Origin of the sequence: Edaphobacter flagellatus, assembly GCF_025264665.1 — a bacterium.
Taxonomy (GTDB): Bacteria; Acidobacteriota; Terriglobia; order Terriglobales; family Acidobacteriaceae; genus Edaphobacter; species Edaphobacter flagellatus.
Genome location: NZ_CP073697.1, coordinates 3,396,213 through 3,420,124, shown reverse-complemented (window position 1 = coordinate 3,420,124; position 23,912 = coordinate 3,396,213). Strand labels below are relative to the sequence as shown.

Annotated in this window: 21 protein-coding genes and 1 tRNA gene; 10 read left to right on the top strand and 12 right to left on the bottom strand. The window is 59.8% G+C overall.

All coding sequences use genetic code 11. The features are described from left to right. Positions 1-19: 19 nt before the first annotated feature. Entirely contained in the window at positions 20-883 is an 864-nt protein-coding gene (gene mtnP, locus KFE13_RS14255) for an S-methyl-5'-thioadenosine phosphorylase (protein ID WP_260706966.1), read from the bottom strand. 29 nt (positions 884-912) lie between these two features. Beyond that, on the bottom strand, positions 913-2,484 hold the full coding sequence (locus KFE13_RS14250) for a hypothetical protein (RefSeq protein ID WP_260703769.1): 1,572 nt from the start codon (positions 2,482-2,484) through the stop codon (positions 913-915). Positions 2,485-2,558: 74 nt separating this feature from the next. Between KFE13_RS14250 and ygfZ the strand changes: the two genes are divergently transcribed. From ygfZ to KFE13_RS14230, 4 genes are read left to right on the top strand one after another with little or no spacing between them, the layout of a single operon-like run. Continuing rightward, on the top strand, positions 2,559-3,617 hold the full coding sequence (ygfZ, locus tag KFE13_RS14245; RefSeq protein ID WP_260703768.1) for a CAF17-like 4Fe-4S cluster assembly/insertion protein YgfZ: 1,059 nt from the start codon (positions 2,559-2,561) through the stop codon (positions 3,615-3,617). A gap of 31 nt (positions 3,618-3,648) precedes the next feature. After that, positions 3,649-4,278, top strand: coding sequence for a DUF1844 domain-containing protein (locus KFE13_RS14240; RefSeq protein ID WP_260703767.1), 630 nt, complete (start codon positions 3,649-3,651; stop codon positions 4,276-4,278). Positions 4,279-4,295: 17 nt separating this feature from the next. Then, the gene (locus tag KFE13_RS14235) at positions 4,296-5,099 is read left to right on the top strand and encodes an MBL fold metallo-hydrolase (protein WP_260703766.1); all 804 of its coding nucleotides are present in this window, start codon (positions 4,296-4,298) and stop codon (positions 5,097-5,099) included. Further along, the gene (locus KFE13_RS14230) at positions 5,099-6,094 is read left to right on the top strand and encodes a bifunctional riboflavin kinase/FAD synthetase (protein ID WP_313900649.1); all 996 of its coding nucleotides are present in this window, start codon (positions 5,099-5,101) and stop codon (positions 6,092-6,094) included. Before KFE13_RS14235 ends, KFE13_RS14230 begins: the two co-directional genes overlap by 1 nt. On the opposite strand, the gene KFE13_RS14225 is transcribed toward KFE13_RS14230, so the two are convergent. From KFE13_RS14225 to KFE13_RS14215, 3 genes are all read right to left on the bottom strand, one after another. Continuing rightward, positions 6,051-8,471, bottom strand: coding sequence for a penicillin-binding protein 1A (locus KFE13_RS14225; RefSeq protein ID WP_260706964.1), 2,421 nt, complete (start codon positions 8,469-8,471; stop codon positions 6,051-6,053). The two genes, KFE13_RS14230 and KFE13_RS14225, sit on opposite strands and share 44 nt — an antisense overlap. Positions 8,472-8,574: 103 nt before the next feature. Next, positions 8,575-9,822, bottom strand: a complete 1,248-nt coding sequence (locus KFE13_RS14220) for a S41 family peptidase (protein ID WP_260703765.1) — start codon at positions 9,820-9,822, stop codon at positions 8,575-8,577. Positions 9,823-9,942: 120 nt separating this feature from the next. Further along, positions 9,943-10,019 (bottom strand) — tRNA-Met (locus KFE13_RS14215). Positions 10,020-10,174: 155 nt separating this feature from the next. On the opposite strand from KFE13_RS14215, the gene kdsB reads away from it, so the two are divergent. Next, positions 10,175-10,915, top strand: a complete 741-nt coding sequence (gene kdsB, locus KFE13_RS14210) for a 3-deoxy-manno-octulosonate cytidylyltransferase (RefSeq protein WP_260706963.1) — start codon at positions 10,175-10,177, stop codon at positions 10,913-10,915. A 103-nt stretch (positions 10,916-11,018) separates the two neighbouring features. On the opposite strand, the gene KFE13_RS14205 is transcribed toward kdsB, so the two are convergent. The 4 genes from KFE13_RS14205 to KFE13_RS14190 form a co-directional block, all read right to left on the bottom strand. Further along, positions 11,019-11,687, bottom strand: a complete 669-nt coding sequence (locus KFE13_RS14205; RefSeq protein WP_260703764.1) for an HAD-IA family hydrolase — start codon at positions 11,685-11,687, stop codon at positions 11,019-11,021. Continuing rightward, complete coding sequence (locus KFE13_RS14200; RefSeq protein WP_260703763.1) at positions 11,684-13,123, bottom strand: phosphoglucomutase/phosphomannomutase family protein; 1,440 nt, start codon at positions 13,121-13,123, stop codon at positions 11,684-11,686. Before KFE13_RS14200 ends, KFE13_RS14205 begins: the two co-directional genes overlap by 4 nt. Positions 13,124-13,216: 93 nt before the next feature. After that, positions 13,217-14,377, bottom strand: coding sequence for a mannose-1-phosphate guanylyltransferase (locus KFE13_RS14195; protein ID WP_260703762.1), 1,161 nt, complete (start codon positions 14,375-14,377; stop codon positions 13,217-13,219). A 63-nt stretch (positions 14,378-14,440) separates the two neighbouring features. Beyond that, entirely contained in the window at positions 14,441-15,637 is a 1,197-nt protein-coding gene (locus KFE13_RS14190; RefSeq protein WP_260703761.1) for a pyridoxal phosphate-dependent aminotransferase, read from the bottom strand. Positions 15,638-15,787: 150 nt separating this feature from the next. On the opposite strand from KFE13_RS14190, the gene KFE13_RS14185 reads away from it, so the two are divergent. Then, complete coding sequence (locus tag KFE13_RS14185) at positions 15,788-16,720, top strand: RraA family protein (RefSeq protein WP_313900648.1); 933 nt, start codon at positions 15,788-15,790, stop codon at positions 16,718-16,720. Positions 16,721-16,788: 68 nt separating this feature from the next. Here KFE13_RS14185 and KFE13_RS14180 read toward each other — a convergent pair whose 3' ends face one another. Next, positions 16,789-17,406 (bottom strand): acetate uptake transporter, encoded by a 618-nt coding sequence (locus tag KFE13_RS14180; RefSeq protein ID WP_260703760.1) that lies wholly within the window; start codon positions 17,404-17,406, stop codon positions 16,789-16,791. A gap of 141 nt (positions 17,407-17,547) precedes the next feature. Here KFE13_RS14180 and KFE13_RS14175 point away from each other — a divergent pair, with 141 nt between their 5' ends. Continuing rightward, a complete protein-coding gene (locus KFE13_RS14175) occupies positions 17,548-19,668 on the top strand; it encodes a pyrroloquinoline quinone-dependent dehydrogenase (RefSeq protein ID WP_260703759.1) in 2,121 nt (706 codons plus the stop codon). A 250-nt stretch (positions 19,669-19,918) separates the two neighbouring features. On the opposite strand, the gene KFE13_RS14170 is transcribed toward KFE13_RS14175, so the two are convergent. Both KFE13_RS14170 and coaD read right to left on the bottom strand, forming a co-directional pair. Then, entirely contained in the window at positions 19,919-21,196 is a 1,278-nt protein-coding gene (locus KFE13_RS14170) for a beta propeller repeat protein (RefSeq protein WP_260703758.1), read from the bottom strand. A 16-nt stretch (positions 21,197-21,212) separates the two neighbouring features. Then, positions 21,213-21,713, bottom strand: a complete 501-nt coding sequence (gene coaD, locus KFE13_RS14165; RefSeq protein WP_260703757.1) for a pantetheine-phosphate adenylyltransferase — start codon at positions 21,711-21,713, stop codon at positions 21,213-21,215. 121 nt (positions 21,714-21,834) lie between these two features. On the opposite strand from coaD, the gene KFE13_RS14160 reads away from it, so the two are divergent. From KFE13_RS14160 to KFE13_RS14150, 3 genes are read left to right on the top strand one after another with little or no spacing between them, the layout of a single operon-like run. Next, a complete protein-coding gene (locus tag KFE13_RS14160) occupies positions 21,835-22,437 on the top strand; it encodes an RNA polymerase sigma factor (RefSeq protein ID WP_260703756.1) in 603 nt (200 codons plus the stop codon). Further along, positions 22,434-22,970: a hypothetical protein gene (locus KFE13_RS14155; protein ID WP_260703755.1), complete on the top strand. Its 537-nt coding sequence runs from the start codon at positions 22,434-22,436 to the stop codon at positions 22,968-22,970. Before KFE13_RS14160 ends, KFE13_RS14155 begins: the two co-directional genes overlap by 4 nt. 1 nt (position 22,971) lies before the next feature. After that, positions 22,972-23,628: a Spy/CpxP family protein refolding chaperone gene (locus KFE13_RS14150; protein WP_260703754.1), complete on the top strand. Its 657-nt coding sequence runs from the start codon at positions 22,972-22,974 to the stop codon at positions 23,626-23,628. The last annotated feature ends 284 nt before the right edge of the window (positions 23,629-23,912 follow it).

The window sequence follows — 23,912 nt, the reverse complement described above, 5'->3', positions numbered from 1 at the left end:
AGTGAACGTACGCGTATTTTTACGAAAGATATTTGTCGAGCAACAGTGAGAGCTTCTGTCGCGTCGCTGCAGGAATCGCCTTGCGGTCCGTCAATACCGCATACTTCAGCGCATCACCGCAGGCGCATGTCCTCTCTTTCGGCATCGCCGCAACCGCCGCGCGAACCACCTTCGCAGCATTCGCGGAGTTCTGATGCATCACGGCAACGATCTGGTCGACCGTCACATCGTCATGTCCTTCGCGCCAGCAGTCGTAGTCCGTCACCATCGCCATCGTGGCATAGCAGATCTCCGCCTCGCGAGCCAGCTTCGCTTCCTGCAGATTGGTCATGCCGATTACATCGGCGCCCCAGCTTCTGTAGAGGTTCGATTCAGCACGCGTCGAAAACTGTGGCCCTTCCATGCAGACGTAGGTTCCACCGCTCTTACCGACCACGCCTTCGGCATCGCACGCCTTCTGGAAGGCTGCCGCAACCGTAGCGCATACCGGGTCGCCAAAACCGACGTGAGCAACAATACCATCGCCGAAAAAAGTCGCATTGCGCGCAAAGGTGCGATCAATGAACTGGTCAGGCATTACAAAGTCCGTCGGCTTGTGCTCTTCCTTCAGAGATCCCACAGCCGAGACCGAGAGAATCCGCTCCACGCCAAGCATCTTCATGGCATAGATGTTCGCGCGAAAGTTCAGCTCGGACGGCAGCAGGCGATGACCACGACCATGCCGCGCCAGAAACGCGACCTTGCGTCCTTCCAACTCGCCCAGCACCAAAGCATCGGAAGGGTCGCCAAATGGTGTTGTAATCTTCTCTTCGCTGACGTTCGTCAGCCCGGGCATCGCGTACAGGCCGCTGCCCCCGATAATTCCAATCTCTGCCTTCAAAATATGTCTCCTGCTACGGCTCCGCGCCGAAGCTACCTGATGGAACGTCCTTCAGAAGTATACCGTCCGGCCATGGCCGCCTTCGTCATACCAAACGACTGCATAAACCTGGCGAGCGACATGGACGGCTCATGTCCAGCCTCCGCCATCCGTAACGGCCCTTCAGCTTGAACGCTCTCGATGCTGGTTCTTAGCTTGCGAGCCAACGAAAGATCGAACCCTTCACTGACAAACACGCCGGTCCCCGAGATCGAGATCAGCACATCCCCTTCGCTTGTCGAAAAGACCTGCTCGTCGTCCCCCACCTCATCCTGCTTTCGCTCACTCACCCTCGAATATTTCCGGGGAATCTGCGCTGCATAAATCCGCCTGAACGTACTAGCTGAATCCGCATTCTTCCAGCGCGAGTAATACAGCAGCCCCAGCGATGCCGTAGACTCCTTCTCCGTGGCTGTCGCCGACTTGCGCTTCGCGGCATAGTAGATACCGCCGTTCCAGTCTGGAGCGACTCCATCAGCAATCTCGCGGCCACCGAACAACTCTGCCAGAATACGCACGTCCAACTCGCCCATCACGCCCAGATCGTACGGCTCATACTCGGCATCGATCAGCGGATGAATGTCCGGCAGGCGCAACACAGGCACTGGCGTGTGAGTCATGTATGCATCCGGATGCAGAATCTCAAAGCTCGACGAAGGCGGATTGGCCAGCACCCCACTAAACGCAGCCTCCTTGCCTCCCTTCACCAGAACGGCCTGCTCAAAGGACAGCCCGTCGCTATATGGAAACAGCAACGACTCCTGCAACAGCAGAGGGGCTCGCGCCATGACAGGCGAACCGCTCGTGTCTGCCGTGCTGTCCTTCAGCTTCGCAATCAGCTCCGGCGGCGTATCGGCCAGCGTCCGCCCTGTCGGCTTCAGCGTGTAGTCGACAAACACTGCCATCGCCTGGCCTTCGGCCACGGCCTCTCTTGCCGTCTCTGCCTCATCCACCTGCAGATGTCGGTTGTCGTCCTTTACATCACGCGAGGTGTCGTTCAGGCTCACGTCTGACCACTTCATCAGATTCACCTTCTGATCCTGCAACGCATGGGTCAGTTCATGTGCCAGCACAGATTTCTGCTCATCCGGCTCAATCCAGTCCAGCAGATTCACCGTCTTTGTCTTGTTGTCATAGAAACCTGCAATCTGCTCTGTCAGCAGCGACAGCATGAACGGGCGAAGATGAAAGTCCCGGTCCAGCAATCCAAACTTTTTCAGGACAAGCTCTGCGCGCTCCATCCTCTTCGCGCTCTCATCCTCATCGAACTTCTGGCGCAGATACTTCGTCACCTCATCGCGCGAGATCAGCTTGCGCTTTACGCTATGCTCGATCGGCAGCTTCGTATCTGAACTGACAAAGTTCAGAATCTCATCGACAGAGCGAAACAGCTCCTTCGCCTGCTCCTTGGTCATCGGAGCTTGCGGCTTCGCCTTATCTTTCTCCGGAGCAGTTGCCTGCGCAGAGCAAACCGCAGTCCCTGCCAGCAGACAACCCGTCAGCAAAAATCCACGCCATTCCCACCGCAAAACTCCGCCTGCACAACCCTCAACCCTACCTGCCAAACCTAACCTCTCTATCCACCGCTATAATCAAGTGTACGCAGAGTTTCTCTGCGCCGTCGCGTGCGAAGACGCCTATGACCACCGCCGCTGCCTCCAATACGACTCCCGCTACCGAAGCCCAGCTCCCGATTCCGTACCTTCAGATGAAGCCCCTCCTCGAAGGGGCCGGAATCGCCGCACTGAATCAAACTGGCTGGATACGCATCACCGGCTCCGACCGCGTCCGCTGGCTCAACGGCATGGCAACCAACTCCATACAGGGGTTGGCTCTAGGACAGGGCGGATATAACTTCTTTCTCAACGCGCAAGGGCGCATTCAGGGCGACGGCTACGTCTTCGCCGCTCCCATCTTCGCTTCCTCTGAAGCTCTTTTTCTTGAGACCGCAAAGCAGCAGATTCCCGCCCTTATCCCGTATCTCGACCACTACATCATCATGGACGACGTCGAGCTTGCTGACGTCACCTCGGACTGGCACGGAATCACCATCGTCGGCCCTCAGGCAGCCTCGACACTTGCGCAGCTTGGCCTTGCCGTCGATCATCTCAACCAGCTCGAATCCTCGGAGATGCTCTGGAACTCGATAAAGCTGACAGCCATTCACGCCTACAGCCCCGCAATCCCTCGCTTTGAACTTTGGGCCTCGACGCCAGCGGATGCCGAGGCTCTCTTTACCGCACTCAAAGCAGCAGGCTCACTCCCATGCGAGCCTGCTGCCTTCGAAGCCCTGCGCATCCTCGAAGGCACACCTCTCTACGGCGCCGATATACGCGACCGGGATCTACCGCAGGAAACCAACCAGGCTCGCGCTCTACACTTTGCCAAAGGCTGCTACCTCGGCCAGGAGATCGTCGAGCGCATCCGCTCGCGAGGCAACGTGCATCGCACCTTCACGGCCTTTCGCCTCTCCGGCACCGTCCCTGCCCGCGGTACAACACTTGAATCCGCAGGCAAGCCCGTCGGTGAGCTCACCAGCATCGTCACACTCGAAGATAACCAGGGCCAGCCAATTCATCTTGCCCTCGGTTACGCCCGTCGCGAAGCACTCGATCGCCACGAGCCTCTGCAATATCCCGGCGGTACGGCTCAACCTGTCTCCATTCCTCCTCTGGCAGAGATCCAACTTGCGCGTTAAGCATCTGAACTACTGAGAAAGAGTCCAAACAATGTCCGAACAGAACAAGCCCTTCGTCATCACCGACCGCCGCAAGTTCACCCTCGATGGCGAAGCCCGCCCTGATGCCGATCCATCGCCGGAACGTGACGAACGCGAGGCTGCACCTGCACCACAGGCCACCACGGGCCCCGTTGAGGTTCCTCCGCCTGCACCGCTACAGGAAGCAGAGCCCGAGGCACCCGAAGCATATCCCGGCCCAACCGAAGAACAGATCGAGCACGTCCGCGCTGCCTATGAAGCCACCGCAGAGCGCCTCGATACCGCAATCCGCGCTGCCAACCCCGGTGCCGACCATCCTCCGGCCATGACCTTCGAGGCCATCGTGCAGTCGTTTTACATGACAGGCATCGTCCAGCTCGGCGGGGCCACCCCTGAAGGCCAGCAGCCTCAGGTTGACATTATCGGAGCACGCCAGAGTATCGACATGCTCGCCATCCTTGCTGAAAAGACCAAGGGCAATCTCACCGCATCTGAGCAGAAGTTGCTCGAAAGCGCACTCTTCGAGCTGCGCATGGGCTTCCTTGAGATCACGCAGGCTCTCGCGCGTTCGGCTGCAACCAAGCAATCCGGCGTCCCAGGCGCTCCCGGAGTTCCGGGTAAGCCCAGCATCGTTCGCTAAGGGTGATTCGCTAACGAATGGAGGCAACGCTCACATTCCTCGGCACCGGCACCTCCATGGGAGTGCCTACGCTGAGTTGCGACTGTGCGGTCTGCGCCTCCTCCATGGCAGCCAACGGTGACTCGCGCAACCGCCGCACGCGTCCATCGCTGCGCCTTGCTTATAACAACCACATCGTCCTGGTCGACACCGGCCCTGATTTCCACGCGCAGGCCATCCGCGAGAACATCCGCCATATCGACGCCGTGCTCTACACCCACGGACACGCCGACCACATCCTAGGCTTCGACGATCTTCGTCCCCTCAGCTTTCAGCTGAAAAACAGCCTGCCGCTCTACGCCGATCAGGAGACTGCCACTACCATCAAGCGGATCTTCGACTACACCTTTCGCACCGACAACCGTTATCCCACCAGTGCGCGCGTCGAAATCCATCCAATCGACGAATCAGCTCCCGGAGCGGGCTTCGATCTCTTCGGTGCCTGCATCCAGCGCATTCCTGTTACGCACGGGCGGCAGACCATTACCGGCTACCGCTTCGGCTCTGCTGCCTACCTCACCGACATGAGCGACATCCCGCCCGAAAGCATTTCACTGCTTCAGGATCTGGATATCCTCATCCTCGATGCCCTGCGCCGCCAGCCGCATCCCAGCCATTCACACCTTGAACGCTCGCTCGCCTACGTCGAACAGCTAAAACCTAAACGCGCCTTCTTCACCCACATCAGCCACGACCTCGACCACGCAGCAACCGAAGCCGAGCTTCCGCCCAATGTGCGCCTCGCCTACGACGGCCTGCAGCTAACCTTCGATATCGCCTGATGGAGCTAATCGCCAACGCACCCCAGACACGCATGAAGATCTACCGCTCACTCTCCGAGATTCCCTCCAACTTCGCCCCCACCGTAGCCACAATTGGCAACTTCGACGGAGTGCATCGTGGCCATCAATGGGTCATCGGCGAAGTCATCCAGCGCGCTCAGGCGCTGAAGGCGCAGTCGCTCGCCATCACGTTTGATCCGCATCCAGCGCGCATCCTCCGCCCTCAAACGACGCGTCCTCTCATCACTCCGCTCGAGCAAAAGCTCTCTCTTCTGGCCGCAACAGGAATCGACGCCACGCTCGTCCTTCCCTTCACTCCGACGCTCTCGCAGATGTCCGCGCATGACTTCGCAGCTCAAGTACTCCACGACAAACTTCACATCACCGAGCTGCACGAGGGTGAGAACTTCCGCTTCGGCTATCAGGCCCAGGCCGGCATCGATTCACTTGAAGCCCTCGGCCGCGAGCTCGGCTTCCGCGTCTCGGTCTACACACCCCGCGCCACGCATGGCCTCGCCGTCTCATCCAGTGCTATCCGCCAACTCATCGCGCAAGGCAACATCAGCCGCGCCCGCGCACTGCTCGGACGCCCGTTCACCATCGACAGCACACCAGCCTCTGGCCGCGGTTATGGCACACGCTACACCGTACCCACCATCAACCTCGCACCATACTCCGAGCTGATTCCCGCCATCGGCGTCTACATCACGACGCTAACGGTTGCCGGCGAAACCTTCGAGGCCGTCACCAACGTCGGCAATCGCCCCACCTTCGGCGAAGATTCCTTCACCATCGAATCCTACCTGCTCAACTTCCATCCCATCGACCTTCACCAGGACACGCCGATCTCACTCGCTTTTCTCCACCGCCTCCGCGATGAAATCCGCTGGCCCTCACCCGAGGCGCTCCGCGAACAGATTGGTCGGGACGTTCGTCGCGCTCTGCGCTACTTCAGTTTGTGTCGCTTGCTGGCTTCGAAGGAGACACCGGCTTAGTCGCAGCCGGAAGCGGAATAGTCTTTTTCGCATCTGGTGTTACAGGCGCTGTAGCCTTTGGAGTCGTTGACGGAACCGCAGGCTTCGGTGCAGTGTCCGGCGCATTCGAATCGTCGTCATCGTCATCCTTCGACTCTGGCTTAGCCACCTGCGCTGCCGCCTTCGACACCGGCACATCAAGCTGTTTCTTCGGGGCATTCGCCGTGGGGAACGTCTCATCCGGCTTATTCGCAATCGCCGCGCGCATAAAATCCATCCATATCGGCAGCGCCGCGCGCGCTCCCGTCTCCTTCTCACCCAGCGACTCACGATCGTCATAACCGATCCACGTCCCGCAGGTCACCGATGGCGAGAAGCCGATAAACCACGCATCCGTATAATCGTTCGTCGTGCCAGTCTTGCCGCCCAGCGGATGCTTCAGCTCAGATGCTCTTGCCGCGGTTCCCATCCGCACAACGGCCTGCAGCAGCTCCATCATCGTGCGAGCCGTATCCACCGAAATCACCTCGCGCACATCAGGAGGCGTTTCATCCAGGGGCAACCCATCGGCCTGTGCCACCTTGCGAATATAGTGAGGCTCAATCCGTATGCCGTCGTTCGGAAACACACTATATGCACCCACCTGCTCGTACAACGTGATGTCGGCTGAACCAATCGCCACCGGCAGGAACGGAGGAATGTTGCTCGTAATCCCAAACCGGTGCGCCGTGTCGATCACCTTGCGAATCCCCTCATGCGCCGCTAGCTTCAATGCCGGAATATTCCTCGAATCGGCAAAGGCATACAGCAACGTCATCGCACCCCTGTAATCGCCCTCGTAGTTATGTGGCGTGTACGGACCATTCGGCGTAGGAAACGTCGTCGGCCCATCCACGATGATGTCTGAAGGCTTCGCTCCATCCTCAACCGCCGTCGTGTACACATACGGCTTGAACGACGAGCCTACCTGCCGTTGTGCCTGCGTCGCGCGGTTGAACTGCGACAGCGCAAAATCGCGCCCGCCGACCATCGCCAACACCTCGCCACTCGCATTATCGACGGCCATCAGCGAAGCCTGCGCCCCGGAGTCCTGCTCCAGCGAAGCCTTCCACGTTCCATCCACGGCCTTCTCGCGAATCTTCACATACACCACATCGCCGTTGCGAAGAAAGCTGTCGCCATCCGTATTCTGCGTCCACTTCCAGTCATCGGGGCTCAGCACCACCTGCTGCGAGCCCAGCGTCACGGAAACCTTCTTCGCTTCGACAGCAGTGACAACACCATGAACATACGCGCCCGGCACAACCGGCTGCACCCAATCCGGATGCGTGTAACTATCGACGTCCTGCCCGGCAAGAACAATATTCTGCAGACGCGCCTTCCATCCATGACGGCGCTCATATGCAGCCGCACCGTCCAGCACCGCCTTGTTCGCTACACGCTGCAGATCCAGGTCGAGCGTCGTATACACCTTCAATCCCGCTCCGTGGACCTCCTCCACGCCATACTGCTTCTCAAGCTGCCGTCGCACCTCTTCAACAAAGTACGGTGCCTCACTGTTTGCCGGAGGCACAATATGCAGCCCCAAAGGAGCGCCCTTCGCCGCGTCTGCCTGCGCACGCGTAATCTTGCGGTCCTGCATCATCTCATTCAGCACAAGATTCCTGCGCTTTAACGCACGATCAGGATGACGCACCGGCGAATAATACTCCGGCCCCTTCGGCAATCCCGCCAGCAGCGCAGCTTCGGGCAGCGTCAGGTCCTTCACATGCTTGCTGAAGTAGTACTCCGCCCCAGCCTCGAATCCATATGTTCCACGCCCCAGATAAATCTGATTTGCATACAGCTCGAAGATCTGGTCCTTTGTAAACCGCCTCTCAATCTGCATGGAGAGGATGACCTCCTGAAACTTGCGCCCAAAGGTCTTTTCGTTCGAAAGAAAAAGATTGCGCGCCAGCTGCATCGTAATCGTCGACGAACCCTGCGTCCGCGCCTTGTCATGCAGGTCGCGATACGCTGCTCCGATCGCGCGAAACAGATTCACGCCCCAGTTGCTGTCGAAGCTCTTGTCTTCGATCGATACAATCGCCTGCTTCAGCACCGGAGGAAAATCCGAATAGGGCACAACCACTCTGCGCTCCAGCGCAAATGAGCCGAAAACCCTCCCATGCACATCCAGCAGCTCGGTCGTCGTATTCGGCCTGTAGCGCGTCAGGTCATCGATCTGTGGCAGGTCGATCGAATACACCAGCATCAGCCCACACATCGCGCCAAACACCGCCGACAATACAAGCAGCGAGTAGAACGTAAACTTGCGCGCAATGCGTCTGCTGGGATACTCCGGGCCCTCGATGATACGCCGTACTAGGCGTTGCCATTTCGGCTCGTCTTCAACCATCGGGGAGTCGTCTTCGCGTCTGAAAAGGCTCGGCACTGCCCTTCACCTTAGCATGACCGGGCAGAGAAAAAGGCAGTGCAAAACAGCAGGTTGAACCGGAAACCTAAGCGGCCTTGCTCTTCAACAGGTCGAGAGCCTTCGTGAGCTGGTCATCGACAGCAACAGCCGGTTTCTTGGGAGTTGCAGCCGCTTCATGTTCTTTCGTCGACATCGTGTCGTCCCCGGCTTCGTCATCCGCGCTACCGTCATCGATATTCGAAGCCACCAGAACTCCCGGCGTCACACCTTCATCCTCAAGCTTCTTGCCCGAGGGCGACTCATACTTTGCCACCGACAGGATCAGCGCCGCGCCATCGGCCAACTCGAAGGTCTTCTGCTGCGATCCTTCGCCAAAGGTCTTCTCACCCACCAGGTCCGCGCGCTTGTTATCCAGCAGTGCAGCAGCAACAATTTCGCCCGGCCCTGCCGTTCCGCGATTCACCAGTACAACCACAGGCGAGGTTGTATTGATTGCCTTTGAAGGATCAGCAGCAAACGTCTGCTTGGCGACCTTCTGGCCCTCCAGCGTTGCAATTGTTCCCGACTTCAACAGCATGTTCGCCAGCCGCATCGCCTCCTGCATGTCGCCTGCAGCAACATCGCGAAGGTCCAGCAGAATCTTTTTATTGCCCGCCTTCGGCATTGCCTTCAGCTTGGCCTCTACCTGCTGTACGTGGTCATGATCCAGCACACCCGGCTTCAGATACAGGATCGACGAGTTCTCGTACATCGTCTCGCCAACCGGCTGCGGCATCGGCAGCACACGCGTCATCGTCACTTTCTCCGGAGCCGCCTTGCGCGGACGCACCACCGAAACCGAAAGCTCGCTGCCCGCATCGCCCTCGAGCATCAACCGAATCACTGCCAGCGACATGTCCCGCGTATCCTGCGTACCGATCGCCTCAATGATGTCGCCATCATTCAGATTCGCTTTATCTGCCGGGCTTCCCGGAACCACCGAAACCACCGTCGCATAGCCAAAGCGCTTCGAAACGTTCAGCCCCACCTGCGCCTTGCCACCCTTATCGGCCTTATAAGCCTTATAGTCTTCCGGTGTCAGGTAGCTCGAATCGGCATCGAGCGACTCCAGCAGACCGCGCAACGCGCCATTCGTCACCAGATTGATATTCGGCTCTTCCACGTAGTCCGTCTGAATATGCCGCAGCACCTCGCTATACACATTGATCTGCCGGTACGCACCCTCCTGAGGCTCACTGGCAGCGCTTACCCCGCTGGAGTTCACCCCAAGGAACACAGCCAGAACCAGAACAACGGAAACCGCGAGAAGCAGAATCTTGGTAATCTTCGGCATAGAAACAAAACTCTCCCAGACACACCCCACGGCATGCCCAATAGCGGTTAGACGAACACCGCTGGCAAAATGATACTCTTCGTAGGAAGACTTGCGATACAGGCAGAAACTACAACATTTTGGTGGCGGCGGGCAGAATCGAACTGCCGACCTACGGGTTATGAGTCCGTCGCTCTAACCATCTGAGCTACACCGCCGATGTGTGAGGACCATGCCTGATCAGAAAGATCTTGTGGCTCAATCGGAAAGAGAACCACTCAAGCACGGCTATCTCTAATCATACTTGATTCCACGTACCCGGCAAAGCCCGGCAGACCAACTTCTTCCGAACTTCCTTTAGGAGCAGCAAGCCATCCAAACGCAACGGCCAACCACCCTCGGCGTCATCCCTGCACGACTCGCCTCCACCCGTCTGCCCCGCAAGGTCCTCCGCAACATCGCCGGACGCCCCATGCTCGCCTGGGTCTACGAGGCCGCACGAGCCTGCCCACAGCTTGACTCCCTCATCATCGCCACCGACTCCCAGGAAATCGCCGAGGTCTGCCAGGCCAACCACTGGCCCGTCCAGCTCACCTCATCCGACCTAGCCAGCGGAACCGATCGCGTCCACGCCGTCTCTCAGCTCATCGACGCCGACATCTACGTCAACATCCAGGGCGATGAGCCTCTCCTAAAGCCCGAGCATCTCACAGCGCTTCTTCGTCCGTTTGCAAACACCGCCGTCGAAGTCTCCACCCTCAAAGTTGCCTGCACGCAGGTGAACATCCACAACCCTAACGCCGTAAAGGTAGTCACCGCCGCAGACGGCCGAGCCCTCTACTTTTCCCGCTCCACCATCCCCTACAACCGCGACGGCGGCCCGGCACAGTACTGGAAACACATCGGCCTCTACGCCTACAAAAAAGCTGCCCTCCAGCGCTTCCCTACGCTTCCGCACAGCACGCTCGAACACACCGAGCGCCTCGAACAGCTCCGCTTCCTCGAAAACAACATCACCGTCTACGTCGAACCCACCGACCACGACACCATCGGCGTCGATACTGAAGAAGACCTCAAGCTCGTCGAATCCATCCTGCTCAACCAGCCACGCTAGCAAATCAACTTTCCACAAAAGAAATGTCATTCCGAGCGAGCGCAGCGGAGCCTAGGAACCTCCGCATTTTCATCCCCGCCACGATCGCGGGCTGGAAGCTAACTCACCGCAGAGCAGTAAACCGTAACTCCAACCCACCATCCACAGCTGTCACACTCACCCCATCAAGCGACCCCACCACCCAGTCAGCCTGATGCAACTCCTCCAACGAGTGCGTACCTACAACCCCCAGCACACGTGATCCCGCCGCCTTCCCCGCGCCAACGCCCGACGGAGCATCCTCCACTACGACACACTCCGCATTGCTCAATCCCAGCAACGCCGCCCCACGTCTGTATGGTTCAGGATCAGGCTTGCCCCGCTCCACCATATCCGCCGTAATCAATTTCTCCGGCAGCGGGAGCCCCGCCACCTTCAGCCGCTCGATGGTCAGCCTCTTCGTCGCCGAAGTCACAATCGCCCATCTGTCCATCGGAAGACTCTCCAGCAGTGCCTTCACTCCGGGCAGCACCTTCAGATCCTCCGTGTCATCGATCTCGATCTGCTCAATGACACGCAGCCCTTCCTCCGCGTCAATATCCGGCCGCAGGCTCTTCACAATCTCAATCGCGCGCATCCCATGCGGAACCTCGTAGTTCTCCGCATCCGGAACGCCATACATCTTCGCCCACTTCCGCCAGCTCCTCCGTACCGAACCGATTGAGCTGATCAGCACGCCGTCCATATCGAACAGCAGCCCCTGCGTCTCCACCACCCGAACCTTCTCGCTCAAGCCTTCCCCTTGTTCACAAAATCCGTCGCCGCCTTCAGTACCTTCTCCACCGACTCCTTCGAGCAGCTCTCGCAGTACACCCGTAACAGCGGCTCGGTCCCCGAGGCCCGCAGCAGCAGCCACGTCTCAGCAGCATTCTTCTTCGTCTTCGCTTCCGGGTTATCGAGAAAGAACTTGATACCGTCCATCGTCTCCACCCGCAGCACCTTCATTCCTGCAAACTCCTCGACTCCTGCCTTCGCACGCGCAATCGCCGACTGCTTTAGCTCCTCCGAGATATGCATATCCACGCGGCCATACTCGTGTTCGCCAAATTCTTCCTGCAGCGCCGCCACCAGCTCGCCCAGCGTCTTGCCCTCATCCGCCATCACATTCGCAATCAGCAGGCTGTTCAGCATCCCATCGCGCTCCGGCAGATGCTTGCTAATCCCGATGCCACCCGACTCCTCGCCGCCGATTAGGATCTCCTTCTCCAGCATCAGGTCCGCAACATACTTGAAGCCGATACCGTGCTCGTTCAGCTTGCGGCCATACTTCGCCGCAATACGATCCATCATCTTCGTCGTATTGAAAGCGCGCGTCAGCTCGCCCGGCCACTTCTTCCTCTCCAGCAGCCACCATGCCAGCAGACTCAGAATCTTGTGCGCGTCCACCACATTGCCGTACTCATCCACAGCGCCAATGCGATCCGCATCCCCGTCCGTAATCAGCCCCGCATCGCAGCGCTCGCCGACAACAGCTACCTGCGTCTCCGCAATATTCGGCAGAATCGGCTCCGGATTGATCCCCGGAAACGCCGGATTCACTTCGTTGCGAATCTCCGTAAACGGAATCTCTTTCTGCGCGAAGATGTCCGCCACCACACCGCGGCCCGCGCCATACATCACATCCAGCAGAAACTTGAATCCCGAAGCCTTGACTGCATCCAGATCGACGAACTTCGCAATCGCAGCAACGTATTCTGGCATAAAATCCACTTCGACAATGGAAGCAGCCGTCGCCGCCTTGGCCAGCGGCTTTTCAAGATAGCTCTCAATCGCGCTCATGATCGAAGGCTTGCCCGACCCGCCATAGCTCGCCTTGTACTTCACCCCATTCCACTCGGCAGGATTATGGCTCGACGTAATCATCACTCCGCCCGCAGCCTTCCTCGTACGCACCGCATACGAGAGCGCCGGTGTCGGCGTAATACCACTGGCAAGCTGCACAGAAATCCCCGCCTCCGACAGCACCTGCGCCGTCACACGAGCAAACGAGTGCGAACCAAAACGCGTATCCCACCCAATGCAGACACCCGCCTTCGCATCCTCATGCGCCAGCACATAATTCGCAATGGCCGAAACCGCAACGCGAACATTCGCATACGTAAAATCGTCGGCGATCACACCGCGCCAGCCATCCGTGCCAAACTTCACCACACTCTTCGTCTCTGCCATAACTACCCCAACTCAATAAATGTCATTCCGACCGCAGCAAAGCGGAGTGGAGGAATCTGCTTTCAACCTGAAACAGCCCACAACCTTCAACTTCTACACCAGGTTCTCGTGCCCGGCCTGCTTCAACTCCGCAACCACCTTGCCCACATCCTGCGAGCGTTCCCGCGTCGTAATCAGCAACGCATCATCCGTCTCCACCACCACCAGATCGCTCACGCCCACCAGCGCCACCGCCTTGCCCGGCGCATACACATAGTTGCCCTTCGAGTCGATGTCCACGCAGGGCTGGTTCGTCTTGTCGAAGACATTCTTTTTCGCCAGATCCTCAGGAGCGCAGTTTCCCACATGCTCATGCAGCGCCGACCAGCACCCCAGGTCGTTCCAGCAGAAGTCCGCGGGCAGGCAATAAATTCCCGAAGCCTCCTCGCCCTTCGCCGACCTGGGCTCCAGCACCGCATAGTCGATCGAGATGTTCTCGCACTGCGGATACACCTCCGCAAATACCTTCTCAAACTCCGGCGTCCCATACGCAGCCGCGATCTTCTCCATCAATGGAGCCATCGCAGGCGAATGCTCGCGGATCGCTCCCGCCAGCGTCCTTGCACTCCACAGAAACATACCGCTGTTCCATGCATAGTTCCCCGAAGCCACAAACGCCTCGGCCAGCGCCTTGTGCGGCTTCTCCGTGAACCTCTTCACGCGCCGCACCTCCATGCCCGCTACGGCCGCCGCCTCCTCAGACTCCACACCGCGCTCGATATATCCGTAACCCGTCTCCGCCTTCGTCGCAGGAACCCCGAGCACAACAATCTTCTCGCCGCTCGCCGCCAGCTTCACTCCGGCTCGCACGACCTCGGCAAAACGCTCGGTGCTCCCCACCACATGATCCGAAGGAAAGATGCCGATCACCGCATCCGGGTCCGTCTTCTCCAGTAGAAACGCAGCCAGCGCACACGCCGGAGCCGTATTCCGCGCAGCAGGCTCACTCAGAATCTTTGTCGGCTTCAGATCCGGCAACTGCCGTTCAATCTCATCGTGAAGCAGTTCATTTGTAATCACCCAGATGTCGCCTGCATTCGCTACACCCAGCAGCCGGTCCACTGTCTGCTGAATCATCGTCCGCTCGCCGTCGAGAGCCAGCACCTGCTTCGCCTTAGATCGTCTGCTTCTTGGCCAGAATCGCGTCCCGCTTCCACCGGCAAGAATCACCGGCGCAAAACGCGGCACTCCACCTGCGTTGCCAGCATTACTCATCGAAAACTCCATCCCAAAGGAAAACCGCATCGGCTCCCCGATGCGGCTCTCGCTTTTTACTCTCTAGCCAAGCGATGCAAAGTACTCTCGCATCCTCTTCACGCCCTCATCCACCACATCGTGGGAGACCGCATACGACAACCGTATGTGCTCCGTCGTGCCAAACGCCTCGCCCGGAACCACAACCACATGCGCTTCGCTCAGCAGCTTCGCTGCAAGGTCCGTTGCCGACTTCACGCCGCCTTTGCCGATAAAGTTCTTCACGTTCGGATACACGTAGAACGCACCCTCAGGTACCGTGCACGTCAGCCCCGGAATCGTCTTGAAGCCTTCCAGCACCTGGTCGCGCAGCTTGATGTAATCCGCGCGCATCTCCGCAACGCACTGCTGCGATCCGCTTACCGCAGCAATCGAAGCCCGCTGTACCATGCTCGCCGTGTTCGATGTCGATTGCGACTGCAGCTTGCTCATCGCCGCAATAATCGCCTTCGGTCCCAACGCATAACCTGCGCGCCAGCCCGTCATCGCATACGTCTTCGACAGCGAACCCAACACCACAACATGCTCCTTGCAATCCAGGAAGCTTCCGCCGCTCACGATGTTGCCCGTGAAGTTCAGGTACACGTAACACTCATCCAGCAGCACAAAGATGTCGCGCTTGTGTGCCAGGCGGACGATCGCCTCCAGGTCCTCTGGCGAAACCACCGCGCCTGAAGGATTCGATGGCGTATTCAGAACAATCGCCTTCGTCTTCGGCGTAATCGCGGCTTCAATCATCTTCGCCGTCACACGGAAGTTCTCCGCCTCGTCCGTCTCCACGAACACCGGCACCCCGCCCGCATACTGAATGATGTCCTTGAACGACACCCAGTACGGCACCGGCAGAATCACCTCGTCGCCATGGTCCACCAGCACCTGGATCGCATTGAACAGAGCCAGCTTGCCGCCCGTCGTAAACACGCACTCATCCGGCGCATACTGCGAACCGAAGTCCGCCGCATGACGATCCACAATCGCCTTCCGCACCTCGGGAATACCGGCAACATTCGTATAACGCGTAAAGTTCTTCTCAATCGCCTCAATCGCAGCATCTTTAATGTGCCGCGGGGTCGAAAAGTGGGGTTCGCCCGCTCCAAAGTCCGCCAGGTTTACGCCCTCGGACTTCAGCTTCAGCGCCGCCGCCGTAATCGCCATCGTCGCCGAAACTTCAATGCGGCCAATCCGGTCCGCAAATACCTTGGTTGCCGTTGCTGTGCTCATGTATCTAGTGTGGCAGATTTGTCCACCAAGCGAAAGCACTGTCGCCATACCTTTCAAGCCTTCTATAATTTGGCATCCTTAGCGAAGCCCCGCAGGGGTCAGTCGAAGGACCTGCACTTTGCTTAGAGCGCCACAACTCCCTTATTTCCAATGACAAGACATATCCATTCCCTGGCCATCCTCGCCCTGCTCCTCCTCAGTGCAGGCATTGCCCCCGCCCAGATCAAAACCACCCGCGAGCAGATCCTCTTCTATACCTCCGATTGGCACGGCGAGCGCTTCCCCGACGGTCGGCCCAAGCTCCCCGATAGCCTCCTCACCCGCGCCCTCGACGTCTCCATCGAAGACGTCTGGGACTTTCTCCGCGAGCACAAATACAACAACCAGTTCGAAGGCAACTGGCAATCCCTCCATCCCGACAAGCCCTTCGCCGGACGCGCCCTCACCGCCCAGTACATGCCCTCGCGCCCCGACATGACTCACGCCATCGCCGCCGAAGGGAAGGCCGAGGGCCGCCAGAGCGAAAACAACAGCTGGCCCATCAACGATCTCCAGATGGGCGATGTCTACGTCGCCGACGGCAACGGCAAAGTCTTCGAAGGCACTCTCATCGGCTCCAACCTCGGTTCAGGCATCGCCGCCCACACCCACTCCGGCTTCGTCTTCGACGCCGGCATCCGCGACGCCGAAGAAAATCGCGAAATCGCCAACCTCAACGGCGTCTACCGCGGCTACGATCCCTCCTTCCTCATCGGGATGACCCTCACCGGCATCAACACGCCCATCCGCATCGGCCACGCCATTGTCTTGCCCGGCGACCTCGTCCTCGCCAAACGCGACGGCGTCCTCTTCATCCCCGCCATCCTCGCCGAGCAGGCCATCGCCTCCGCCGAGTTCACCAATCTCCAGGACGCCTTCAACTTCGAGCTCAATGCCGCCGGAAAAAACAAGGGCGAGTTCGAAGGCGGCTGGACCGCCACCAAATACGACGCCTTCACGAAATGGATCGACGCCCACCCCGACAAGCTCAAAATGCCTCGCAGCGAGTTCGACACTCTGCTCAAACAGCATCGCCACGAGTAAGCGAACCAGCACCCAAGACGAAAGCCACTCCCGCAAGAGTGGCTTTCGTCTTTAAACCTGATCAAAATCTAACCAAGAATAGGCTTCCCCAGAGGAATCACCGTTCGGCCCCACGTCGCATTCAGCACCTCGACGAAAGCCACCAGCAGCGCATCGACCCCCGTCAGCAATCCCAGCCAGCCGCCAATCGCGCCACAACGAACACCACCGATCGTGCAGCCAAAATCTCCAAACCCCAGAAAGAAAAACGTAATCCAAAGCAGCAGGAAGATGCTCCAGACCGCACGGTTCGAGCGGAAGGTTACCACCCACAGCAGAAACGTGAAGACGCCCCAGGCCAGCAACGTAACCGCAACTGCCGACGCCGGCGGAGCCTTCAGCCAGCCTGCACCGATCGTCCACTGCAGAAAGGCAAACCACCACCAGAAGAGGCCATACGAAGTAAAGGCCACCATCCCAAACGTGTTGCCCGTCCGAAACTCCAGAATCCCCGCAATAATCTGCGCCACGCCGCCATACGCAAAAGCAAGCGGCACAACGACCGGGACAGCTTCGTGAGGCAGCAAACCTGCATTGATCGAGCTCAGCACGATCGTCGTAATGCCGAAGCCAGCCAATCCAAGCGGGCCGGGATTAGCAAGGGCCTTGGACACACCCGTTTCCTTAGCGATTTCCGTCGTAGCCATGGGGATACGCTTCACTCCTGATTTCTGTTGTGGAATTGCGAGCACCCATCTTAGTCAAGGAATGGAAGAGTTGGGAAATCACCTCTCCTCAGGAGAGACCTCCTCCCTCAGCCCACCGCTCTATCCGTTATCATTCCGCGCGTGAGCCATTCCACAAAAATCCTGCGCGCTGCCACACTCTCCCTCTGCCTCCCCTTGCTCGCACAAAACACCACCCAGGCCAACTGGCCCTCGATGGGAGCCACACCCGGCAACACCCACTACTCTCCGCTCAGGCAGATCGACCGCACCAACGTCTCTCGTCTCAAAGAAGCCTGGCGCTTCGACACCGGCGAAAACGAAGGCCTCGAGACCACGCCCGTCATCGTCGACGGCACCCTCTACGGCGTCACCTCATCGCAAAAGATATTCGCTCTCGACGCCGCCTCTGGAAAGCTCCTCTGGAAATTCGATGCCGGCATTCCCGGCAACGGCCCCAGCCGCGGTCTCACCTGGTGGAGCGACGGGAAGCAAAAACGTCTCTTCGCTGGAATCGCCAACTTCCTCTACGCCCTCGATCCCGCCACCGGCAAGCCCGTCCCCGCCTTCGGTAACGACAAGGCTAACCCCGGCCGCATTAACCTCCGCGAACAGTTAGGCCGCGACCCTGCGGGCCTATCCATCTCCCTTAGCACTCCCGGCGTCGTCTATAAAGACCTCATCATCATCGGCAGCCGCACCCCCGAAACACCCCCGGCACCTCCCGGCGACATCCGCGCCTACGACGTCCGCACCGGCAACCTCCGCTGGTCCTTCCACACCATCCCGCACCCCGGCGAACCCGGCTACCAGACCTGGCCCGCCGACGCGTGGCAGACCGCAGGCTCCGCCAACAACTGGGCAGGCATGGCCGTCGACGCCGCACGCGGCATCGTCTACGTCCCCACCGGCTCCGCCGTGCCCGACTTCTACGGCAGCTCCCGCCTCGGCGACGACCTCTACGCCAACACGCTCCTCGCCCTCGATGCCGCCACCGGCAAGCTCCTCTGGCACTTTCAGGGCATCCATCACGACATCTGGGACCGCGATTTCCCTGCCGCGCCCACCCTCGGCGACATCCACCGCGACGGCAAAACCATCCCCGCCATCGCGCAAACCACCAAGCAGGGCATCCTCTTCGTCTTCGACCGCACCACCGGCAAGCCGCTCTTCCCCATTGAAGAGCGCCCCTATCCCGCCAGCAACGTCCCCGGAGAAACAGCCGCCCGCACCCAGCCCTACCCGCTCGCGCCCGAGCCCTTCGCACCGCAGGCCGTCACCGAAGCCAACCTCACCAACCGCACCCCCGCCGCGCACCAGTGGGCCGTCAACCGCCTCCGCGAGATTCGCAGCGAAGGCCCCTACATCCCTCTCTCCGTCGGCAAAGACACCATCGTCACTCCCAGCTTCGAGGGCGGCGCCGAATGGGGAGGCTCGGCCTTCGACCCCACAACCGGCATCCTCTACCTCAACGCCAACAACTACGCCTCTATCGGAGCGCTGGCCGTTTCCAGCGCCTCTTCCTCCACTCCCGGCCGCAACACCTATCTCGCCCAGTGCTCCGTCTGCCACGGCGACCACCGCCAGGGAGCGCCCCCGGAGTTCCCCTCACTCCTCGGCGTCACCCAACGCCTCACCAGCGAACAGATCGCCACGACCATCCACACCGGCAAAGGCCGCATGCCTGCCCTGCCCATCCGCGGCAAATCGCTAAGCGACCTGCTCAGTTATCTCGCCACACCCAACGATCCTCCGGAGCCTGCTCGCGAAGAACAGGCGGCAGCCTCTTCCGCATCAACCCCTACTGCCCAGCAGTACGTCATGACCGGCTACCGCCGCTTCAACGACCTCGACGGCTATCCAGCCACCGCCACACCCTGGGGAACCCTCAACGCACTCGACCTCGCCACCGGCAAATATCTCTGGCGTCTCCCTCTGGGCCAGTACCCCGAGCTCGTCGCTCAGGGCATGCCCGACACCGGCAGCGAAAACTACGGGGGCCCCATCGTCACCGCCGGTGGCCTCCTCTTCATCGCCGCCACCAACTTCGACCACAAGATTCGCGCCTTCGACAAAACCTCGGGCAAGCTGCTCTGGGAATCCATCCTCCCCTTCGCAGGCAACGCCACACCCGCCACCTACATGGTCAACGGACGCCAGTACCTCGTCATCGCCGCCGGAGGCACCAGCATGAACCCACGCGGCCCCACCGGAGGCCTGTACGTAGCCTTCGCGCTTCCGTAACAGAAAAATGTGTCATCAGCAGATGGAATGCGTCATTTTGAATGCGTCATTCCGAGCGAGTGTAATGTGTCATTCCGAGCGAGCCGTAGGCGAGTCGAGGAACCCCAGCATTTTGCATCCTGGCCATCCATACACGTGAACGTCGTACATTTTCGCTTCTCTAATCCACTCTCTAAAAAGTGTCATCCTGAGCAAGCGCAGCGAGCCAAAGGACCTGCGTTTTTTAATCCTGATACACAACCGCACGAAGCTACTTCCGCCGCTTCAACCGTGGCCTGCAAGCCTCCGAGAACGGATTCACCAGAAACGTTCCCGGCATCCCCGAGACCAGCACCGTCCCATCCGCATTGAAGTGCGCGGTACGATACTCACCCAGCGGAAGCTCATTCAACCGCCTCCACGTCTGGCCGCTGTCCTCGCTCGTATACACGCCCGTGATCGACGTCACCACCTCGTGCGTCGGACGCTCCTCATCCACCTCAACGCTGTACGCCCGCAGATTCGGCCCCGCCTCATCCGAAGTCGGATGCAGCAAAAACGTCGCCTTCGTCACCCGCCGCACAATTCCCGGCCCCGCCGGGTTATACACGCCCCAGCACGCCGCAATGTGCAGCCCACCGACAACACTCATTCCATGAATCGCCGAGTCCGGCCCCACTCCATCCACACGGCTCCAGTCCATCGAGCGCAGGTTCAGCGTGTACGCCTGGTCCCCCGTCCCCACATACATAAATCCCGGACGCACATTCTTCGGCTCATCGAACCCCACCGACAACAAATCCATCTCCGTCGGCAGCCTCTCGACCTCCCCATCCTCCACCCATCTGCCATCCGTGTCCCTGCGATAGCGGAACAGCCGAGGATTCCGATCGAAATATCCATACCCGATAAACAACCGCTTTCCATCCGCCGTCATATCGACCACGTTCGCCCGCACCGGCTCGCCCGCCTTCGCCGGAATCGGAATCTTCGGCGGCGTATCCGGAACCAGCGGCCCCTTGATCGGCCGCACCACCGCAGCATTCACATTCCCCGCCTGCGGACTCACCTGAAACGCGCCTCGCTGCGTCGTAATCACAAAATACGTACCGCCCGGCGACGCTATAAATCCATTCCTCAGCCCCTCGCCGATCTTCTCGTTGAAGTACTGCGGCCCCACCCGCGCCACCGCACTCCACGTCGCGCCGCCGTCCGCTGTCTTCGAGATGTACAGCGCCCGCTGCCACGGCGGAACCGCCTCGCTCAGATCTGCCGTCAGCGCCCAGTACACATCTGCATCATTCGCCGCCGGGTCAGGATCGCTCGCAATCGTCTCGATAAAGTCGCTCGCAAACCCGCCGCTGCCCGGTAAACCTGCCACTTTATGCACGCGGCAGTTCTCCATGTCCTGCTGCACACGCGCTCTCTCGCTCTCAACAGAAGCACCCACCTGTGCCAACATCTGTCCACACAACGCGCCAGCAAGAACGACTCCCAGCAGCAATCTTCCTTCACGCAAAACCCGATCGCCGCACGAGAACCCCATCATCCCGACTCCACCAGCCTTATCGCGCAACCCGGCTCGGCACCTTCACCTTCAGCCGCTCCACCACCAGCGGAGGCACCAGTGTCGAAACATCCCCACCCAGCTGAAACACGCCCTTGATCAGCCGCGAGCTCACATACGAGTACTTCTCCGCCGGCATCATGAATAGCGTCTCCAGCTCCGGGTCCAGCTTGCGATTCATCATCGCCATCTGAAACTCGTACTCATAGTCCGAGATCGCGCGAATCCCTCGCAGCACGGCCTTTGCTCCCAGCTGACGCGCAAAATCCACCAGAAGCCCATCGAAGGTCGCCACCGACACGTTGCCGAAGCCCTGCGTCGCCTCGGTAATCATCTCCACGCGCTCCGGCACAGTAAACAAAGGAGTTCCCTTCTCACTGTTGCGCAGAATCGCCACCACCAGCTCGTCCACAATCTTCGATCCGCGTGCAATCAGGTCCAGATGACCATTCGTCAGCGGATCAAACGTTCCCGGATATATTGCCTTGACCGTATGCATCCCCCAGCAGCATAACCCTTTCCGTGCAAAATATCGCCCGTCCGTAGTCCTAAAGCACGCTAACCCCGTCTTTCCTGATAGCCGGCACATACCGGCAAGGATCTCAGCCGTAAGGAACCGCATGTCCATCGACGCCATCGCCTCGAACATCATCCCTGACGTGCAAGCAGCTCCGGCACCCGCTGCGACTCCCTTCGACGATATCGACCAGGTCGTCTCCACTCACCAGAAACGCATCTTCCGCTTCCTCTTCTCCTCGCTCCGCGATGCTGACATCGCCCACACCCTCACCCAGGAGACCTTCCTCCGCGCCTGGACCACACGCTTCGCCTTCCGCGGCGAATGTTCCGTCTCCACCTGGCTCACCCGCATCGCCCTCAACCTCCTCCGCGACCACACTCGTACGGGACGCTTCCGCTTCTGGCGACGCGTCTCCGCCACCGCCGTCGAGGCCTCCGAGATCGCTCCATTTCTGCCCAATCTCGACTCACCACCCGACTCGCGCCTCATCGCCAGCGAGCAGATCTCCCTCATCTGGGACTCCGTCGACAATCTCTCCGCCCGTCAACGCTCCGTCTTCCTCCTCCGCTTCGTCGAGGAGATGGAGCTGCCTGAGATCGCCGCCGCGACCGGTCTTCCTCTCAGCACCGTAAAAAGCCATCTTTATCGCGCGCTCGCCACCATTCGCGCGCGTCACGCTGCCTCTTCCTCGGAGTCCATATGACAACCCATCTCAACCACGAACAACTCTGCGACCTCCTCATCGCCAGCCGCGAGTCCGACGCCTATCTGCTGGCCTCACCCGATATCGAGCGCTCCCGCGAGCACGTCGCACAATGCGCCATCTGCGCCGGCGAGCTCAACACGCTCAGCCAGTCGCTCCTGCTCTTCCGCTCCACCGCGCACGCCTGGGCCAACCACGCCTGGCAAAATCAGGCCATCGCCGTCCATCGCAGCGCGGCCCCCGCGTCCTACGGCTCGCGTCTTATCCAGCAATTCCGCCCCGCGCTCTGGGGAGCAGTCGCTGCCGCTGCCGTCCTCGCCATCGCTCTGCCGCTTCACCTTCAGCACCGCCTGACCACCACCGCATCGCCGCGGACAGCCGTCGTCACCCCTGCGGCTCAATCAACCGCGCAGTCCGATGAAGCTCTGCTTGAGGACATCAACCAGACCCTCGACTCCTCCGTCCCCACGCCTATGCAGCCTCTGGCCAACACAACTGCCAGCCAATCCAGCAACGTTCAAAGGAAGAATTGACATGACACGTATCCGTCTCTTCGCCACGCTCTCCATCGCCATCCTGTGCGGTTCCTCGGCCTTGGCACAACAGGCGCCCTCGCAGAAGTTCGTTCGCGGAGGCTCCCAGTTCCAGGACCCGAGCAGCGGTCCTCGTCATCGCCCCGACTTTGCCATGGGCCCCCCAGGCATGTGGTGGAAGAATCCCGACCTCGTCCAGAAGCTCTCCATCACTGCCGATCAGCAGAAGCGCATGGACGACATCTTCCAGCAGACCCGCACCCAGCTCATCGATCTGAAGTCCAACGTCGAGCGGCAGGAGAGCCTTCTCGAGCCGATGCTCGCCGCCAATCCGCCCGACACCAACAAGGTCCTCGCCCAGATCGATCAGGTTGCATCCGCTCGCGCCGAGCTTGAGAAGGCCCACGCCCGCATGCTCCTCAGCATTCGCGGCGTCCTTTCCGCCGATCAGTGGGCCAAGCTTCAGGCCGAGCGCCCTGCTCGCCGCCGCTGGGCACCCGGAGAAGCCGGTGGATTCGGTCCCGGAGGCCCAGGCGGACCCGCCGGATTCAAAGACCACGGCCCCGGAGCGCCCGTCAGCATGAACTCCGACGCCCCTCTCTCAGAAATCTTTACCCCATCCACCGGAGGCATCAACCAGACAGCCTCTGTCTTCTAAACCATTTTTCGAGATTGGCCGCCAAGAGCCTGAAAACAAGGTCTTACCAGACCAAATAGCAATATCTCTCGGACGCCCCCGGGACTCCCAAAGAGCCCGGGGATATTTTTCGCCCAAACACCCATTCCCCCTCACTTCTGAGGGCCGTTCCTGAAACAAAGCCGAACGCATGCCAACATGCGCTGGCAAACAAAGACTGCCGAAAACCACGAACCGCCTCGTTAAGAGCACACCAAGAGCACACCGCTTCAGAGCCGCCCTGAGCAAAGTCGAAGGGTCACCGA

Bases quoted from the DNA above. Each gene is read 5' to 3' on its own strand.
- KFE13_RS14240 (WP_260703767.1), top strand. From the start codon at position 3,649: ATGTCCGAACAGAACAAGCCCTTCGTCATCACCGACCGCCGCAAGTTC.
- KFE13_RS14195 (WP_260703762.1), bottom strand. From the start codon at position 14,377: ATGAGTAATGCTGGCAACGCAGGTGGAGTGCCGCGTTTTGCGCCGGTG.
- KFE13_RS14220 (WP_260703765.1), bottom strand. From the start codon at position 9,822: ATGCCGAAGATTACCAAGATTCTGCTTCTCGCGGTTTCCGTTGTTCTG.
- KFE13_RS14235 (WP_260703766.1), top strand. From the start codon at position 4,296: ATGGAGGCAACGCTCACATTCCTCGGCACCGGCACCTCCATGGGAGTG.
- KFE13_RS14225 (WP_260706964.1), bottom strand. From the start codon at position 8,471: ATGGTTGAAGACGAGCCGAAATGGCAACGCCTAGTACGGCGTATCATC.
- KFE13_RS14170 (WP_260703758.1), bottom strand. From the start codon at position 21,196: ATGATGGGGTTCTCGTGCGGCGATCGGGTTTTGCGTGAAGGAAGATTG.
- KFE13_RS14190 (WP_260703761.1), bottom strand. From the start codon at position 15,637: ATGAGCACAGCAACGGCAACCAAGGTATTTGCGGACCGGATTGGCCGC.
- KFE13_RS14185 (WP_313900648.1), top strand. From the start codon at position 15,788: ATGACAAGACATATCCATTCCCTGGCCATCCTCGCCCTGCTCCTCCTC.
- KFE13_RS14155 (WP_260703755.1), top strand. From the start codon at position 22,434: ATGACAACCCATCTCAACCACGAACAACTCTGCGACCTCCTCATCGCC.
- KFE13_RS14230 (WP_313900649.1), top strand. From the start codon at position 5,099: ATGGAGCTAATCGCCAACGCACCCCAGACACGCATGAAGATCTACCGC.
- ygfZ (WP_260703768.1), top strand. From the start codon at position 2,559: ATGACCACCGCCGCTGCCTCCAATACGACTCCCGCTACCGAAGCCCAG.
- KFE13_RS14160 (WP_260703756.1), top strand. From the start codon at position 21,835: ATGTCCATCGACGCCATCGCCTCGAACATCATCCCTGACGTGCAAGCA.
- KFE13_RS14150 (WP_260703754.1), top strand. From the start codon at position 22,972: ATGACACGTATCCGTCTCTTCGCCACGCTCTCCATCGCCATCCTGTGC.
- KFE13_RS14200 (WP_260703763.1), bottom strand. From the start codon at position 13,123: ATGGCAGAGACGAAGAGTGTGGTGAAGTTTGGCACGGATGGCTGGCGC.
- KFE13_RS14180 (WP_260703760.1), bottom strand. From the start codon at position 17,406: ATGGCTACGACGGAAATCGCTAAGGAAACGGGTGTGTCCAAGGCCCTT.
- coaD (WP_260703757.1), bottom strand. From the start codon at position 21,713: ATGCATACGGTCAAGGCAATATATCCGGGAACGTTTGATCCGCTGACG.